The sequence below is a fragment of the Streptomyces aureus genome, from assembly GCF_000725495.1.
GTDB classification, from domain to species: domain Bacteria; phylum Actinomycetota; class Actinomycetes; order Streptomycetales; family Streptomycetaceae; genus Streptomyces; species Streptomyces aureus_B.
In genome coordinates this window covers 97,913-112,619 of record NZ_JNZD01000004.1, presented here as the reverse complement: position 1 = coordinate 112,619, position 14,707 = coordinate 97,913, and the positions used below count along the sequence as shown (strand labels likewise).

Sequence of the window (14,707 nt, the reverse complement as noted above, 5' to 3'; positions counted from 1 at the left end):
GGTGCGGCCGTCGGCCGGAGCGCTCGGGTGGCGGGACGCGGGGGAGGGGCGTCCCGGGGCCGGTGCGGCCGCGCGTCAGGCGGAGGGCCGGGGGCCCGGATGGATCCAGATCCGCAGCGGGCCGATCGGCTCGAAGCCGTGGCGCAGGGCGGCGGCGAGGTCGTCGCCCTGCTCGTAGCCGACCACGGGCAGGGCGGGAAACAGCGAGTGCGCCACGTCCAGGAGGTCGGGCCAGGCCGTGCTCGGGCCGTCGTCGTGCGTGAAGACGTTGGAGAGGCCGAGCACCCGGTCGCTGCGGCTCGCCACCGCTCCGGCGAGCACCCGGCCATCGGGGGAGCGTCCGGCCAGGACGAAGGTGTCCGGGTCGGCGAGCAGTTCGGGGCGGAACAGGTCCACGTCGCCGTTCCCGCCGTCCCAGGCCAGCGCCCACGCGTGCAACGCCCCCGGGTCGTCGGCCACGGCCCAGGCGAGGGCCGGGTCACCGGCGGGGGGTTCCGGTGCCGGGCGGTGGATCCACTGGGCGTCGAAGAGAACCCGGAAGCCCGCGTCCGTCAGGTCGAGGTCGGCGAAGCCGTCCTTCACGGTGGCGCCGGGTGCGGCGGTGTCGATCCGCGCCGTCAGTGCGGCCGGGTCGGCGCCGGGTACGAGCGTCACCGCGTCCGGGTAGTACGGCGGTGTACGGGACGCCGCGGCCCACGTCTGCTCCCCGAACCCGCTCTCCACGCCGTGCGATCGGCACATCGTCGCGCACCACTCGGCGTTGTTGCGGGCGGCGGCGCGGACCAGGGACGGGTCGGGCGTCTTCATGAGTGTGGATCATGGCATGTCCCGGCAGCCGGCACCCGGCCCTTTTCCGCGCGGTGACACCCGACCCTCGTGAGGAGGGGGGTGAGGGCCCGAGACCGGGCAGGGATTCGGGCCCTCACGTCGCGCATCCGTCGGGGGCGTTTGCGCGCTGACCACTTCAACGAGCTTCGCGCCGGAGGGATACGTTTCTCCGTCCGGGGAGGAAACCGCTGCTCCGGGGGCCGGCGGAAACGGCCGCTGCGCGGGAGCGCACGCCTACCGCGGCCTGCACCTCCCGCACCCGACGCCTACCGCGACCGCACGGCGTCGGGCCCCGGTGCGACGGTCGCGAACACTCCGCGCGCCGGCGTCCCGCCGGGCCAGGTCCACCCGGCGACGAGGCACCCCGACGGTCCGGCCGCCGCCTCCTGCGACCTCAGGACCCGCACGAGCGCGACGTCGGGTCCGGCGCCCGGTCCGGTCCCGCGCACGACGACGGTCGGGTCGGGGGTGTCGCTCTCGGACTGGTGCTGCGGCGTCGCCTCACCGCGCAGGCGCGTGCAACCGGGCCCTCACCACCGGGTCGTGGGCACCGTCGTAGATCCAACGGGTCCCCAGCACCCCGTGTTCGGAGGTCCCGATGAGTGCCTCGTCGTCGGCACCCTCAAGCGGCGTCCCGCGGTATCCCATCGGCACGAGATACGCGACCGGATCCGCCGCGCCGGTGTCCACCACGACCATGAACTCGATCCCGACCTCGCCCTCCGGGTCGTCCAGCCGGAAGCCGCCCGCCTTGACCAGCTCGGGCCCGCCCGCGCCACCCGCGTACCAGGGCTGCTCCGGGAGCCAGCGGGTGATCAGTTCGAGCTTGGTGGGTGTCATGGTGGTGCGGTGGACCGAGGCCATGCGGGAGCTCCCTCTGTGCGTGCGTCCGGCGCCCGCCCGCGGGCGGGAGACGATCGAACCTACCGGTCCCGCGGCACCCGTTCGAGCAGGCGGTCCACCAGCCGGGACGGGTGGGACAGCGCGGCCAGATGCCCGCCGGGAACGGTCTCGGCCTCGATGCCGAGGCGCTCACGGGCGACGCGGCGTTGGAAGTCCACGGGGAAGAACCGGTCCCCGGTCGCGGCCAGCACTCGGGTCGGGGTGTCGGGCCAGCGCTCGATGGCGCAGGGCTGGCCGAAGGCGATGTCGGCCTCGGGCCCCTGGTGATCGGCCCCGGCGGCGGCGACCTCGGCCGGGACGTCGTGCAGGAAGTAGGTGTCCAGGTCGAACGCGGTGCCGTAACCGCCCGCCTCGGCGGCGGCCAGCCGGGCCGCCTCCGATCCGGTGTTGCCCCACCACTGCCCGGGTGTCTCGCCCGGCAGCGGCACCATGGCGTTGACGAGCACCAGCTCGCCGACGGGAACGCGGGCGCAGACCATCGGCGCCGTGAAACCGCCCATGGACTGGGCGACCAGCACCGTGCCGGCGCGATCGCCGATCACCGCGGCCACGGCGTCGGCGTACTCGGGCAGCCCCGCGGACTCGTCGGCGCCGGGAAGGTCGACCGCGACCGCCTCGTGCCCTCTCGCCCGCAGTTCGGACACCACACGATGCCAGTACCAGGCCGCGCCCCCGGCCCCGGGAACCAAGACAAACACGCTCACCCTCGCCTCCGTCCGTCTCGCTGTGCTGATGTGGACCGCCGGGAGCGGCGCGAGTCATCGGTGCCGGTGCCGCCCCGGCCGACTCCCTGGTCGATGTTCCAGCCGGACGGCCCGGCTTCCGCGCAGCACACGCGGACGAACCCGTCCGGGGACCGGAGCGGGCGAGACGGTGGCGGCGGGTGCGCCCCGGGTCAGGGAGTGGTGGCGGCGGGTGCGTCCCGGGTCAGGCGGGCGTGGCCGTCGTGGTGTCGGGGGAGAGGACCGGCGGCGGGCCGAACAGGGTACTCAGCACGTCGAGTTGGCCGTCGATCACGTCGAGCGCGACGAGGGCGGCCGGGACGAAGCGGTCGGTGGGCGCTACCGCGACGGGTGGCCTGAAGCCCTCCTGAGGGGCCGTCTCCGCGGGCGCCGGCGGGGCCGGGCGGCGGCCGATCGCCCGGCGCACGGAGAGTGCGTGCGCCGCGACCCGGGCGCGTCCCCGCGTCACGGCGGGGTCGGCGCTCAGCGCGTCCGGCGCCGATCCGGCGGCGCCGGCCAGGTCGTCGACGGTGTCGGCACAGCGGCGGAGTGCCCCCACGGTGCGCAGCGTGGCGTCGTCCGGGGGCCACAGGGCGGACAGCGGCCGGGGGACGGGCACCGCCGCCAGGATCCGCATCGGAGCCGTCACGATCGCCAACTGCTCGACACGGTAGGCGAATCGGTCCTGGGCCACCCGGACCGCGGGGCCGTCGCGCCAGTCCGTCTCCATCAGCTCGCCGAGACCCGACAGCGCCGCCGCCGTACGGGCCCGTACCACCGCCTCCGTCCGCACCGGCAGCACCAGCCAGGAGGCCGCCACGCCGACGACCGCGCCCACCGCGATCCCCGCCAGCCGGGTGTGCAGCAGGTCTCCGGGGCTCTGTCCGAACCAGTCGTAGAGCAGCGAGAGCACGGCGGTGACACAGGCCGCCCAGTAGGCGTAACTGAGTTCACGCAGCCAGGTGGCCACGGCGAGCACCACGAAGATGACCACGACGGCGCTGTCCGACCGCGGCCCGAACTGTCCGGAGACGGCGCTCGCCACCACCGTGCCGGCCGCGGCGCCGAGCGTGCGCCAGGCTCCCTTGACCAGGACGTCGCCGCGGCTGCGCGCACCGCTGCACACCAGGAAAGCCGTGAGGACCACCCAGGCCCAGTGGTCCGGCCACGCGTTCCGGCCGATCACGAACGCCACGGTCAGCGCCGCCGCCATCTGCACGGCCATCCGGGTGCTGGCGGACGGGCGGCGGCGCGGGGCGCGGGGCGCGGTGGTCACCTTCGCGGAGGGCGGCCGGGGCACGAGACCCGTGTGCTGGGCCGTCCACGTCACCACCGTTCCCCAGACGACCGCCGCCAGCGCCGTCACCGCGGCCCAGGCGGTGTGTTCGTGCCCGGTGACCGGTACCGCCCCGGCCGGTACGACCAGGACCGCTATCAGGGGCAGGACGACGAGCGTGCCCGCGCGCGTGGCACGGGCGCCGAACCGGCGCACCCAGATCGCCCCCGCGACCCCGGCGACGAACGCCGCGTCCCCCGCGTCGGGGTGCCGCTGGATCAGGCTGCTCAGCTCGGTGCCCGCCGCGGCCGCGCACGGCAGGACGACGCAGGCCAGCAGCCGGTCGGTCCGGTCGAAGAGGCGCTGCACGCGGCCGAGCGCCGAGGCGATCACCACCGCCTGCACCACGCTGTCCACGCGCAGCCCCGCCTCGTGCTCGACGAGGAGTGCCAGACCGTACGTGCCGAGCACCGTGGCCATGCTCACGGCCGTCGCCCGCAGGTACGTCCCTCGTGGATCGAAGCGCAGCGCACGACGCGTCGACCTGAGAAAACTACGCAACACGTAGAATCACCGCCATGAGAACCCCTGAAACAAGCCATGAGTGAGCCGTCTCTGGACTCACCCTGCGGCCGGTATCGTAAGTGATACCTTAGCAATGTGATGGAAGAGCGCACAGAACGCGAGGACGTGGAGCGGTCCGGGGCCGAGCGGCGGGACTCCGCCGAGATCCGCCAGGGCGTGATCCGGCTCGCCCGGAGGCTGAGCGCTGAGCGCCCCGCCGACGGCTTGAGCCTGAACAAGAGCAGCGTCCTCGGCCATCTGCGCCGCAACGGCCCGATGTCGGCCGGTGCGCTGGCCGCCGCCGACCACCAGCAGCCCCAGTCACTCACCCGGGTCTTCGCCGACCTCGAGGCGGAGGGCCTGATCAGCAGGACCCGGGACGCGCAGGACGGGCGGCAGCGCGTGGTCGAGCTGACCGAGGCGGGCCGGGCGGCCCTCGCCCGGGACATGGCGCAGCGCGACGCGTGGCTCGACGTCGCCCTCGTCGACCTCAACGAGACGGAGCGTCAGGTCCTCGTGCTCGCCGCCCGCCTGATGAACCGCCTCGCCGACTCCCCGATCGGCGTGCCCGGCTCCACGACCCGACCCCACTGACGGAGGCTTCCGTGTCCTGGCCCGACCACGCCATCTGGTGGCACGTCCATCCCCTGAGTTTCCTCGGCGCGGAACCGGACGCGCTGCCCGCCGACGCACCCGTGCGGCACCGGCTGCCGGTCCTCGTGGGCTGGCTGGACCATCTGGTCGGGCTCGGCTGCAACGGCCTCGCCCTCGGACCGGTGTTCGCCGCCGAGACCCACGGCTACGACACGACCGACCCCTTCCGGATCGATCCCCGGCTGGGGACCGAGTCCGACCTGGTCGACCTGGTCGACCGGGCCGCGTCGCGCGGGGTCCGGGTCCTGCTGGACGGCGTGTTCAACCACGTCGGCAGGTCCTTCGCGCCGTTCGCCGACGTGGCCCGGCGCGGTTCCGACTCCCCGTACACGGACTGGTTCGTGCCCGAGGGCGACGACTTCCGGACCTTCGAGGGGCACCGTCATCTCGTCGCGCTGAACCACGCCTCCCCGGCGGTCGCCGAGCATGTCGTCGAGGTCCTCGACCACTGGCTGGACCGCGGCGTCGCCGGCTGGCGGCTGGACGCGGCCTACGCGGTGCCCCGGCCTTTCTGGCGCGCCGTCACGGACCGGGTCAGGGAGCGCCACCCCGGCGCGTGGTTCAGCGGTGAGGTGATCCACGGCGACTACGCGGCGTACGTCGTCGAGGGCGGCCTCGACACCGTGACGCAGTACGAGCTGTGGAAGGCGATCTGGAGCTCGCTCAACGACCGCAATCCGCACGAGCTGGCCTGGGCGCTCAAGCGCCACAACACCATGGTCGACACCTTCGCTCCGCAGACGTTCGTCGGCAACCACGACGTCACCCGCGTCGCCAGCCGGCTGGAGGAGCCCCGGCACCTGGCGCACGCCCTCGCCGTGCTCTTCACCGTCGGGGGCGTCCCGTCCGTCTACGCGGGCGACGAGCGGGGGCGGGAAGGTGTCAAGGAGGAGCGGATCGGCGGCGACGACGCCATCCGGCCCGCGTTCCCCCGCTCTCCCGGTGACCTCGGCCTCGAGGGGCTGGCCGTGCAGCGGCTGCACCAGACCCTGGTGGGCGTGCGCCGCCGCCACCCCTGGCTCGTACGGGCCCAGACCCGGATCCACACGCTCGGGCCGTCCGTCCTCAGCTACTCGCTGGCCGCGCCCGACGGCGGCTCCACCCTCGCGGTCGCCCTCAACTTCGGCGCCTCTCCGGCCACGGCCGGCATTCCGGCCGCCGCGTGGACCACTCTCGCGGGCGACGGCTCTGTCGATTCCGGCACGGGTGCGGTCTCGCTTCCTCCGGCGGGCTGGTCCATCGCCACGACACCGGGAAGTCATGACTGAGCCACGACACGGGGAAAATGTAACGGGCCACGGCGTCGGGAACCCGTAACCGGGCCACGGCATCGGGGAGCCGCAACTGATGGTGCGCCGGTGTGCTTCGATTCTCCGGCGTCGACCGTGGCGAGGAAACGACAGTCGACGCCGGACGGAACAATCGGGTGCGCGGAAACCGTCGAAGTTCTGGAACCGTCCCGTCGAAAAATCCCTCCGACGTGTCGGCGGTCCCGCAATTTCACCTGGCTGAAATCTTGGCGGAACTCGATTTCGGACAGTCAATTCAAGCGGCGTCGGCGCTGAATGCCCGCGCCCACGCATTGCGCCACAACGCTATCCGGCGCCCATGCTGTCCGCATGCCTGGACATAGGCGACGAGAAGTTCCTCCGACGGCATGCGAAATCCGGCCAGAATGTCGGCGACCGTACTGCGCGGTAATGGTCCGGCCCCGAGGTCGCGGGCCTTCCGCTCCATTTCCCGCAGGGACGGCTGGCCGGCGGCGAGCCGTGCCTGGTGCATCGCCTCCAGGAGGTGCGCCGGCTGGTAGACGAGTTCCAGCCTGCGCCTGGCCCGGGGCGCGGAGGCGACCTCCCGGCCGTCGGGAGTGTGGCCCGACTGTCGTGCCGCCTGCTCCCAGCGCAGCCGCGCCTCGCGCCGCGTGGCGCCGCAGACCTGCGCATACGCCTCCACGACATGGCGCCGGGGCAGGAACGTGCCCCGGTCGGCCCGGGACAGGGTGACGGCGGAGCAGGCGGGGTCCGCGATGCGCAGTTCCTCGGTCCGCTCCGCCATCTGCCGGTACGTCAGTCCGGAGCGTTGGCGCAGCGAGCGCAGCCATTGAGCCAGTTCGTAGCATTGCGCGGATTGCGGGATCGATGTTCGGCTCCGCCCCACCACTTCCCCCTGGATGTCGAGACTGCCGGACGCGTGATGCGTCCGATGATATGTCGATCGACGAGGCCCACGGATTCGGCCGATGCCGGGGACCGGGTATTGCGTACGGCCAGGAGGCCCGTTTTGGCCTTTACTTGGGCTCCCCTAGATCGACGCTATGGACGGCTCGGACGGAGAGTCAAGATGCCTTTACTCTACTTTACTCTGCATGGGAATCCCTTTTCTTTCGGTGGATGTTTGGTTCATTTTGTCCGGGAAGTGGAGTGACGAGATCCGTGCTGTCACATGGGGTTTTGGTCGAACGCGGCTCAAGCGGCCCAGTGGGTGTCCCGAATCGCGTTGCATAACGGCCTTGCTGGCTCATTCACCGCTCTGCTGACATGGATTTGCCCGGCCGGAGACGCCGGCCGGTCCCGCTCCTGTCGAATCTGCGGAGGAACACCGATGACCACCGTGTCCAACACCGCCCTGGCCGAAATCATCGAGCTGCTCAAGGAGGTCAAGCCCGGCATAGCCGACCAGACCATCGAGGCCGGCAACTCCGTGGTCGAGGACCTGGGCCTCGACTCGCTGGACCTGCTGCAGCTCGCCCGTCGCATCAACCGGCACTTCGGCGTCGAGTTCGACCTCGACCAGTGGAACGCCGAGGCGGACGAGCACCACCGCAGCATCGCCTCGATCGTGGCCGTCGTGGCCGCCGCCGGCAGTCGTGCCTGAGCCGGCCGCGGCCGGCCGGGTCGCCCTCGTCACCGGCGGTTCACGGGGGATCGGCGCCGCCGTCTCCTACCGCCTCGCCGCCGACGGACTCACCGTGCACCTCGTCTGCCGCAGCGCGGTGGACGCCGGACGCGCCGTCGTGAAGGAGATCGAGGCCGCCGGCGGCCGAGCGGTCCTGCACCAGGCGGACGTCGGCGACGAGACCGACGTCGAGAACCTGGTCGAGCGGGTGACCGAACAGGAGGGCGCCCTGCACGTCCTGGTCAACAACGCGGCCGTCATCGACGACCAGCTGCTCGCGGTGACCCGGACGGACCGCTGGGAGAACGTCCTGCGGACCAACCTCACCGGCCCCTTCCTCACCAGCAGGGCGGTCCTGCCGACCATGCTGGACCAGGGCTGGGGCCGCATCATCAACATCTCCTCCAACTCGGCGCGCACCCCGGGGCCGGGGCAGAGCGCCTACGCGGCGTCCAAGGGCGGCCTGGAAGCCCTCACCCGCGCCCTGGCCGTCGAGGTCGGACGCAAGGGCATCCGGGTCAACTGCGTGGCGCCCGGCAAGGTCCGCACCGAGATGACCGCGGCCGTCGCCGACCAGCTCGGCTCGGACGCCGACGGCACCCGCTGGGGGCTGCCCGAGGACATCAGCGGACTCATCGCGTTCCTCGCCCGCGACGAGGCGGACTACATCCAGGGCCAGACGTTCACCGTGGACGGCGGCCGCATGATCATGCGCAGCCCGGGCCGGCGGTCCCGGTGAGCCGGCGGCGAACGGAGGACGCGCCATGGGTGCCGTGAAGTACTGGGAGGACCTGGCGAACGCACCGGTGCGCCGGTTCGGGCCGGTCGTGTTCAGCACCGCGCTCCTCGACCAACTCCTCGATCTGATGGGGGAGAAGCACCCGGTGCACGACAGCGACGACTTCGCCCAGGGCACGGACCGGCGACAGCGCATCGTGCCCGGAGGCTTCATCCACTCCATCACTTCCGGGTGGGTGGTCCAGCACGGCTCCCCTGCCGCCATCGTCGGCATGCGGCGGGTGAGCTGGGACTTCGTCAGGCCGCTGTACCCCGACACCCCGTTCTGGTTCACCACCGCCACCGACCGGGCCCAGGAGATCGACGACCGGATCGGCCTGGTCGAGACCACACGCAGGGTGTTCGACGAGAACGACCGGACCTACGCCATCGGACGCATGAGCGTCGTCGTGCTGCGGAACGCCACGCAGCGCACCACAGCTGCAGGAAGGGTTCAGTGATGGACAGTCAGTACCAGCCCCTCAAGGGACGAGTGGCCCTCGTGACCGGCGGCTCGCGCGGCATCGGCGCGGGCATCACCCGCAAGCTGGCGGACTGGGGAGCGACCCTGGCCATCAACTACGTCGACCGTGAGGGCCCGGCCAAGGAACTCGCCGAGGAACTCCGGGAACAGGGTACGGAAGTGACCCTGCACCGCGCCGACCTGAGCGAGCCCGCCGAGATCGAGAACCTGATCTCCGAGATCGGCGAGATCCACCAGGACCTCCACATCCTCGTCCAGAACGCCGCCGCCACCAAGTTCGCCCGGCTCTCCGAAGCCTCCCTCGGCGACTGGCAGTTCGTGCAGGACACCAACTCCCGGGCCACCTGGCTGCTCGCCAAGCACGCCCTCCCGCTGATGCGGGAACGCGAGGGAGCCCGGTTCATCACCATCACCAACTCCACGACCACGCGCATCATCCCGCGGGCCGGTCTCTTCGCCGCCGCCAAGGCGGGACTCGAGGCGCTCACCGACTACCTCTCCTACGAGCTGGCGCCCTACGGCATCGTCGCCAACTGCGTCCGTCCCGGACTCGTGCAGACCGGCGTCTTCAAGGTCCGCCCCGACTTCGCCCACGGCGTCACCAAGGAACTGTCCGTCTCCCCCTGGCCCGGCGACCGCATGACCACGCCGGAGAACAGCGCCGACGTCGTCGCCCTGCTCTGCCTGGAGGAGGCGTCCTGGATCGCCGGACAGACCATCACGGTCGACGGCGGATACCGGCTGTGGGGCGGCATCAGCGGCGGAGGCCGGCGTGGCGAGTGAACCCGCCGGACGGCAGGACCGTCCCGACATCGTGGTCACCGGCCTCGGGGTGATCTCCCCGGCCGGGATAGGAGCGGTCCCGCTGTGGGAGGCCATGGCGGCGGGCAAGACCTTCTTCGACACCGGCGGCCACGACGGGCCCGCCCCGGCGCTGCCGTGGCCGTCGGCCTCCGTGGACACCACGGAGATCACCTGGCCGGCCGGCCGCGACTGGGCCAACGCCGGCAAGTACGCCAACCAGTCCGCCCGCTGGGCCGTCGCCGTCGCCCTCCAGGCCCTCGGACAGGCCGGGATCGACGGTGACACGGAGGACGTCCGCGGCGGCACCGTGATGGCCGTCGGCAGCAGCAGCGACGAACTGAGCGACGTCATCCCGCAACTCGCCTCCCGCTTCCGCCATGACCGGCGGCCGCTGGCGAAGTTCCTCCACGACGAGGTCCCCGACTACTCCTACATCCGCGGAATCCCGTCCCAGCTCGGCCAGTTCGTCTCCATGGCCAGCGGCTTCAGGGGCTCCAACGTCGCTGCCTACGGCGAGGCCGCGGCGGGCGGCGCGGGCGCACTCGCCCTGGCCGTAAGGCTGTTGGAGAGCGGCGAACTCGACCGGGTGCTCGTCGTGGGTGTCGCGCCGCCGCTCACGATCACCGCCATGGCCGCCTTCGACCAGGACGAGCCCCTGGGTACCCGCGCCACCGCGGGCGCCGGACCCTTCGACGCCGAGCGGTCCGGGACCCTGCTGGGCCAGGGTGCCGCCGCCGTCCTCCTGGAACGGGCCGAAGCCGCCCGCGGCACAGCGCTCGCCCGCCTCGCCGGCTGCGAGGTGCTCGTCGCCGCCGACGTCATGGCCTCCGCGGAGCAGGTCGTCGGCGCCGTACTCGCCGACGCGGACACCACTCCCACCGCCTGGTGGGCGCACGGAGCGGGGTCGGCCCGGCTCGACACCGCGGAGACCCGGGCGGTACTGCCCCGCGTGGACGGCCTGCCCGTCACCGGCTCCAAGGGCACCATCGGCAACGCCTTCGAATGCTCGGCCCTCATCGACACAGCGCTGGTCGTGGAGAGCCTCGCACGGGGAGAACTGCCGCCCGTGGGCCTGCTGCGCAGGCCCGACCCGGGACTCGGCGGACTCGACCCGGTCATGGGGGAGGCCCGCCCCCTCGGGCCCGCGCCCTCCGCGCTGGTCACTGCGTTCAACCAGGGCCGGCACTCGACGGCGGCGGGAGCCCTCGTCATCACGACGGCGCACGAGGACTCGACCGACGACGGGAAGGCACGTACATGAGCGACGACATCGTCATCACCGGCATGGGGGTGATCACCCCCATCGGCGGGGACGTCGAGACGTTCTGGTCCGCCAACCTCGAAGGCCGCTCCGGAATCGTCCGGGAGGAGCGGATGGACACCACCGGACTGCCCTGCGGCTGGACCGCGGGACTCATCCCGGAGGACATCAAGGCGAAGGTCGCCGCCGAATACGGCGCCCCCGACCGGTCCTGGGGCGACTCCCTCATGCTCGCCTCCGTCGACCAGGCGCTCGGCGACGCCCGCCTCGACGAACTGCCCGCTCAGGACGGACCGGCCGCCCTCGTCTACGCCCGCGTGTGGCCGGGCCCCACCGGCTCGTTCCCGCAGGACTACGTCACCCACATGGAAGACCTCGCCGAACGCTACGACAGGATCGGCAACGAACCCGCCGCGGTCCTGGAACACCTGCGGGGCAAGCATCTCCCGCCGGAGACACGGGATTTGTCCAGCTATCCGAGCGAGATCGCCGAACGCCTCGGGACCGCCGTCATCCCGGTACGCCTGGAGGCCACCTGCTCCGGGGGCCTGCGCGCCATCGCGGAGGCGGCCCGGCTACTGCGCTCGGGACGCGCGCAGTACGCGGTGGTGTCCGCGTCAGTCTCCCGCAACACGCCTTACGTCCTGTCGCAGTACGGCCAGCTCATGGCCCTCTCGCGCTGGAAGGGCGACCCCGCCCAGGCATCCATGCCCTTCGACAAGCGCCGTACGGGCATGGTCATCAACGAGTCGGCGGGCGCGCTCGTCCTGGAGACGGCCGAGCACGCGGCCCGGCGCGGCATGACGCAGTCGTACGCCGTCATCGGCGGCTGGGGCCTCGCCGTGGACACCCGCCACATGACCGCTCCCAGCGTGGACATGATCGAGCGGGTCATGCGGACCGCGCTCGACGAGGCCGGCGCGCACCCGGACGACGTCGACACCGTCAACGCCCACGGCACCTCCACCCGGCTCAACGACGTCACCGAGGCCCGCGCGCTGCACGAGCTCTTCGGCGAGCGGATGGCGGACCTCGACGTCAGCGCCGTGAAGTCGCTGACCGGGCACGGCTCCGCGGCCTCCGGCGTGGTGGAGACGGCGGTCGCTGCCCTCACGATGTGCCGCGGGGTCATCCCGCCCGTCACCACCACCACCGAACCCGACCCGGCGTGCGCGGTGCGCACCTCCCTCACCCCGGTCAGGCGGCCGGTCCGCACCGTGCTGAAGAACTCCTTCGGCTTCGGCGGCCAGTACGCCTCGATGCTCTTCCGCCGCCCGGCCACGCCACGGCCGGCACCCGAGCCGGTATGAGCACGATGGACCGGCTGCAGTACGAGGCCACCCATCCGACCCGTGCGCACCGCGGCACCGTCGTGTGGCTGCACGGCATCGGCCAGGCACCGGGCGATCTGATGGCCGTGACCCAGCGGTTCCGGCTCGCGGAGGCGGGCGTGCGCGGGGTGTTCCCGCGCGCGCCGGTCTCGGCGCCGAGCCTGCTGAGCGGTCTGGCGGTGCCGTGCTGGTTCCCGCAGAACCTCCTCGCGATCGACCGGATCGACGTCGAGGGCCTGCTGGCGGCGCACCGGCCGCTCGCGGAGCTGCTCGACGCGGAGGCCGATCGGGTCGGCGCCGGGCGGGTCGTGCTGGCCGGGTTCTCCCAGGGCGCCACCGTCGCCCTGACCATGGCCCTCACCTACGCCCGGCAGCTCGCGGGCGTGGCCCTCTACGCGCCCTTCATGCCGCCGGACCTGCCGGCACTCCTCCCGGACGGCGGGCCGTCGGCGGCCGCGGACGGCCTGCCGGTGTGGATCGGCCACGGGGCGCGTGACTGGGTCGTCCCCGAACGCAGCGGCGCGGAACTCCGGGACCTGCTCACCAACTGGGGACACCCGGTGACCTGGCAGCGCTACCCCGGCGGGCACGAGCCGTTCGCGGGAGTACGGGCGTCGCTGCCGGCGTTCCTGAGCGAGGTCCTGGACGTCGCCGTGCCGCAGGTCCCGGGGGCGGGGCCGGCAGCACGTACCCGTTGACCGGGGATCCCGGCTCCCGCTGCCGGAGGTCCGGAACCGCGCCCCCCTCGGGGTTCCCGACCTCCGGATCCGCCGTCCCGCCCCCGGTTCCGGACGTCTGGCACACGCACACCCGAAGGGACCGGAAAGGGGTCCGTATCGATGTCTCAGCAGTCACCTCCGAGGGCGGCGGACCGCCCGGAGACCGTGCCGTTCGAGGTCGGTCTGCTCTTCCCCGGCCAGGGAGCCCAGCGCCCCGGCATGGGCGAGCCCTGGCGCGACACCCCGCACTGGAAGGTCGTCACCCGTCTGTCCGAGGTCGCCGGGCGCGACCTGGGCCAGCTGCTGCTGGACACCGGCGCCGAGCGGCTGAGGCGTACCGACACCGCCCAACTGGCCACCTTCACGCTGGAGATGGTGGTGCTCGACGCGTTGCGCGAGGCGGTCCCCGGTCTGCGGCCCGTCGTGTGCGCCGGGCACAGCCTCGGCGAGTACGCGGCCCTGACCGCGGCCGGGGTGCTCGACCCCGAGGACGGCGTGTGGCTGGTCGGCGAGCGCGGGGCGGCCATGGAGGCAGCCAACCGGCTCACGCCCGGCACGATGGCGGTCCTCGTCGGCCCCGACATCGTGCCCCTGACGCAGAGACGTGCCGCCCGCATGCGCGCCGCGGACCGCGCCCAGGTGTGGGTCGCCAACATCAACGGCGCCGACCAGGTCGTCGTGTCCGGCACCGCCGAGGCCGTGGCGGCGCTGGCCGACGAGGCGGCGCGTGACGGCGCACGGGCCATCTCCCTCCCGGTCGGCGGCGCGTTCCACACCCCCTTGATGGCGCCGGCCTCCCCGCGTCTGGCCGAGGCCGTCGACCGCGTTCCGCTCCATCCCGCGCTCTGCCCGGTGATCGCGAACGTCGACGCCCGTGCCCGGCTCCACGATCACGAGGCGTGGCGGACACTGATGCTCCGTCAACTCGTCATGCCCGTACGCTGGGTCGGCTCGATGCGCACGCTCAAGGGCATGGCCGGGGGACGGCTGCGGCTCCTCGAGGTCGGGCCCGGATCCACGCTGGCCAATCTCGCCCGCCGTACCCTGCCCGGACAGATCCTGGTCCGTTCCGTCGGCACTCCGGCCCAGGTGGAAGCCCTCGCCGCCGATTGGTGGCCTTGACCTGGACCGTCCGGGCGGCACCCCGCGCGACGACCACGGACGTCGGAGCGGAGAACGCGAAGCCTGTCCGCGAGAGGGGAGGTCGTGGCAGACTGCTCGGCGTCCAGGGGGTCGATGAGGCGTGAGACGTGAGGGCACCGCGGTCCGTTCCGGCCGTTCGCCGGCCGGTGCCGACCCCACGGCTGCGCCGGACGCGGCGGCCGGGAGTCCCAACCGCCGCTCCTTACGGCCGAGTCGGCCGTGCGCCGCACCGCCGCCACCGAGAGCCTTCGGATCCCTCGCCCGCCCCCTCGCGCCGACGCGTCTCCCGGGCGCCGTCGTCGCGACCGGCACCGACGGCGTCACCCCGACGGGGAAGTCGCTCCGC

At 72.8% G+C, this 14,707-nt stretch carries 14 protein-coding genes and 1 pseudogene; 10 read left to right on the top strand and 5 right to left on the bottom strand.

The window, feature by feature from the left end:
* Nucleotides 1-75 precede the first annotated feature (75 nt).
* The 4 genes and pseudogenes from IO36_RS06680 to IO36_RS06665 form a co-directional block, all read right to left on the bottom strand.
* Nucleotides 76-807 (bottom strand): hypothetical protein, encoded by a 732-nt coding sequence (locus tag IO36_RS06680; RefSeq protein ID WP_037617224.1) that lies wholly within the window; start codon nucleotides 805-807, stop codon nucleotides 76-78.
* A 287-nt stretch (nucleotides 808-1,094) separates the two neighbouring features.
* A pseudogene (locus tag IO36_RS06675) lies at nucleotides 1,095-1,692 on the bottom strand (maltokinase N-terminal cap-like domain-containing protein).
* A gap of 59 nt (nucleotides 1,693-1,751) precedes the next feature.
* Nucleotides 1,752-2,435, bottom strand: a complete 684-nt coding sequence (locus IO36_RS06670; RefSeq protein WP_037617222.1) for an alpha/beta fold hydrolase — start codon at nucleotides 2,433-2,435, stop codon at nucleotides 1,752-1,754.
* Between the two features lie 223 nt (nucleotides 2,436-2,658).
* Nucleotides 2,659-4,209, bottom strand: a complete 1,551-nt coding sequence (locus IO36_RS06665) for an FUSC family protein (protein ID WP_037617220.1) — start codon at nucleotides 4,207-4,209, stop codon at nucleotides 2,659-2,661.
* A 183-nt stretch (nucleotides 4,210-4,392) separates the two neighbouring features.
* Here IO36_RS06665 and IO36_RS06660 point away from each other — a divergent pair, with 183 nt between their 5' ends.
* Nucleotides 4,393-4,887, top strand: coding sequence for a MarR family winged helix-turn-helix transcriptional regulator (locus IO36_RS06660; RefSeq protein ID WP_078943042.1), 495 nt, complete (start codon nucleotides 4,393-4,395; stop codon nucleotides 4,885-4,887).
* 11 nt (nucleotides 4,888-4,898) lie between these two features.
* A complete protein-coding gene (locus tag IO36_RS06655) occupies nucleotides 4,899-6,215 on the top strand; it encodes an alpha-amylase family glycosyl hydrolase (protein WP_037617217.1) in 1,317 nt (438 codons plus the stop codon).
* A 277-nt stretch (nucleotides 6,216-6,492) separates the two neighbouring features.
* Here the strand turns inward: IO36_RS06655 and IO36_RS06650 are convergent, their stop codons facing one another.
* Nucleotides 6,493-7,104, bottom strand: a complete 612-nt coding sequence (locus tag IO36_RS06650; RefSeq protein ID WP_158997258.1) for a helix-turn-helix domain-containing protein — start codon at nucleotides 7,102-7,104, stop codon at nucleotides 6,493-6,495.
* Between the two features lie 444 nt (nucleotides 7,105-7,548).
* On the opposite strand from IO36_RS06650, the gene IO36_RS46720 reads away from it, so the two are divergent.
* The 8 genes from IO36_RS46720 (at nucleotide 7,549) to IO36_RS06610 (ending at nucleotide 14,340) form a co-directional block, all read left to right on the top strand.
* Nucleotides 7,549-7,821, top strand: coding sequence for a phosphopantetheine-binding protein (locus tag IO36_RS46720; RefSeq protein WP_037617213.1), 273 nt, complete (start codon nucleotides 7,549-7,551; stop codon nucleotides 7,819-7,821).
* Nucleotides 7,814-8,581, top strand: coding sequence for an SDR family NAD(P)-dependent oxidoreductase (locus IO36_RS06640; protein ID WP_037617211.1), 768 nt, complete (start codon nucleotides 7,814-7,816; stop codon nucleotides 8,579-8,581). Before IO36_RS46720 ends, IO36_RS06640 begins: the two co-directional genes overlap by 8 nt.
* Before the next feature lie 25 nt (nucleotides 8,582-8,606).
* The gene (locus IO36_RS06635; RefSeq protein ID WP_037617208.1) at nucleotides 8,607-9,080 is read left to right on the top strand and encodes a MaoC family dehydratase; all 474 of its coding nucleotides are present in this window, start codon (nucleotides 8,607-8,609) and stop codon (nucleotides 9,078-9,080) included.
* Nucleotides 9,080-9,886 carry an SDR family NAD(P)-dependent oxidoreductase gene (locus IO36_RS06630; RefSeq protein ID WP_037617206.1) on the top strand — a complete coding sequence of 269 codons (807 nt, stop codon included), beginning with the start codon at nucleotides 9,080-9,082 and terminating at the stop codon, nucleotides 9,884-9,886. Before IO36_RS06635 ends, IO36_RS06630 begins: the two co-directional genes overlap by 1 nt.
* Nucleotides 9,876-11,168, top strand: coding sequence for a beta-ketoacyl synthase N-terminal-like domain-containing protein (locus tag IO36_RS06625; RefSeq protein ID WP_037617205.1), 1,293 nt, complete (start codon nucleotides 9,876-9,878; stop codon nucleotides 11,166-11,168). The genes IO36_RS06630 and IO36_RS06625 overlap by 11 nt, the downstream gene beginning before the upstream one ends.
* Complete coding sequence (locus IO36_RS06620) at nucleotides 11,165-12,478, top strand: beta-ketoacyl-[acyl-carrier-protein] synthase family protein (protein WP_037617200.1); 1,314 nt, start codon at nucleotides 11,165-11,167, stop codon at nucleotides 12,476-12,478. Before IO36_RS06625 ends, IO36_RS06620 begins: the two co-directional genes overlap by 4 nt.
* Nucleotides 12,475-13,197, top strand: a complete 723-nt coding sequence (locus IO36_RS06615; RefSeq protein WP_037617196.1) for an alpha/beta hydrolase — start codon at nucleotides 12,475-12,477, stop codon at nucleotides 13,195-13,197. The genes IO36_RS06620 and IO36_RS06615 overlap by 4 nt, the downstream gene beginning before the upstream one ends.
* A gap of 141 nt (nucleotides 13,198-13,338) precedes the next feature.
* Entirely contained in the window at nucleotides 13,339-14,340 is a 1,002-nt protein-coding gene (locus IO36_RS06610) for an ACP S-malonyltransferase (protein WP_078943038.1), read from the top strand.
* The last annotated feature ends 367 nt before the right edge of the window (nucleotides 14,341-14,707 follow it).

Bases quoted from the DNA above. Each gene is read 5' to 3' on its own strand.
- IO36_RS06660 (WP_078943042.1), top strand. From the start codon at position 4,393: ATGGAAGAGCGCACAGAACGCGAGGACGTGGAGCGGTCCGGGGCCGAG.
- IO36_RS46720 (WP_037617213.1), top strand. From the start codon at position 7,549: ATGACCACCGTGTCCAACACCGCCCTGGCCGAAATCATCGAGCTGCTC.
- IO36_RS06635 (WP_037617208.1), top strand. From the start codon at position 8,607: ATGGGTGCCGTGAAGTACTGGGAGGACCTGGCGAACGCACCGGTGCGC.
- IO36_RS06665 (WP_037617220.1), bottom strand. From the start codon at position 4,209: ATGGCCACGGTGCTCGGCACGTACGGTCTGGCACTCCTCGTCGAGCAC.
- IO36_RS06680 (WP_037617224.1), bottom strand. From the start codon at position 807: ATGAAGACGCCCGACCCGTCCCTGGTCCGCGCCGCCGCCCGCAACAAC.
- IO36_RS06630 (WP_037617206.1), top strand. From the start codon at position 9,080: ATGGACAGTCAGTACCAGCCCCTCAAGGGACGAGTGGCCCTCGTGACC.
- IO36_RS06610 (WP_078943038.1), top strand. From the start codon at position 13,339: ATGTCTCAGCAGTCACCTCCGAGGGCGGCGGACCGCCCGGAGACCGTG.
- IO36_RS06615 (WP_037617196.1), top strand. From the start codon at position 12,475: ATGAGCACGATGGACCGGCTGCAGTACGAGGCCACCCATCCGACCCGT.
- IO36_RS06620 (WP_037617200.1), top strand. From the start codon at position 11,165: ATGAGCGACGACATCGTCATCACCGGCATGGGGGTGATCACCCCCATC.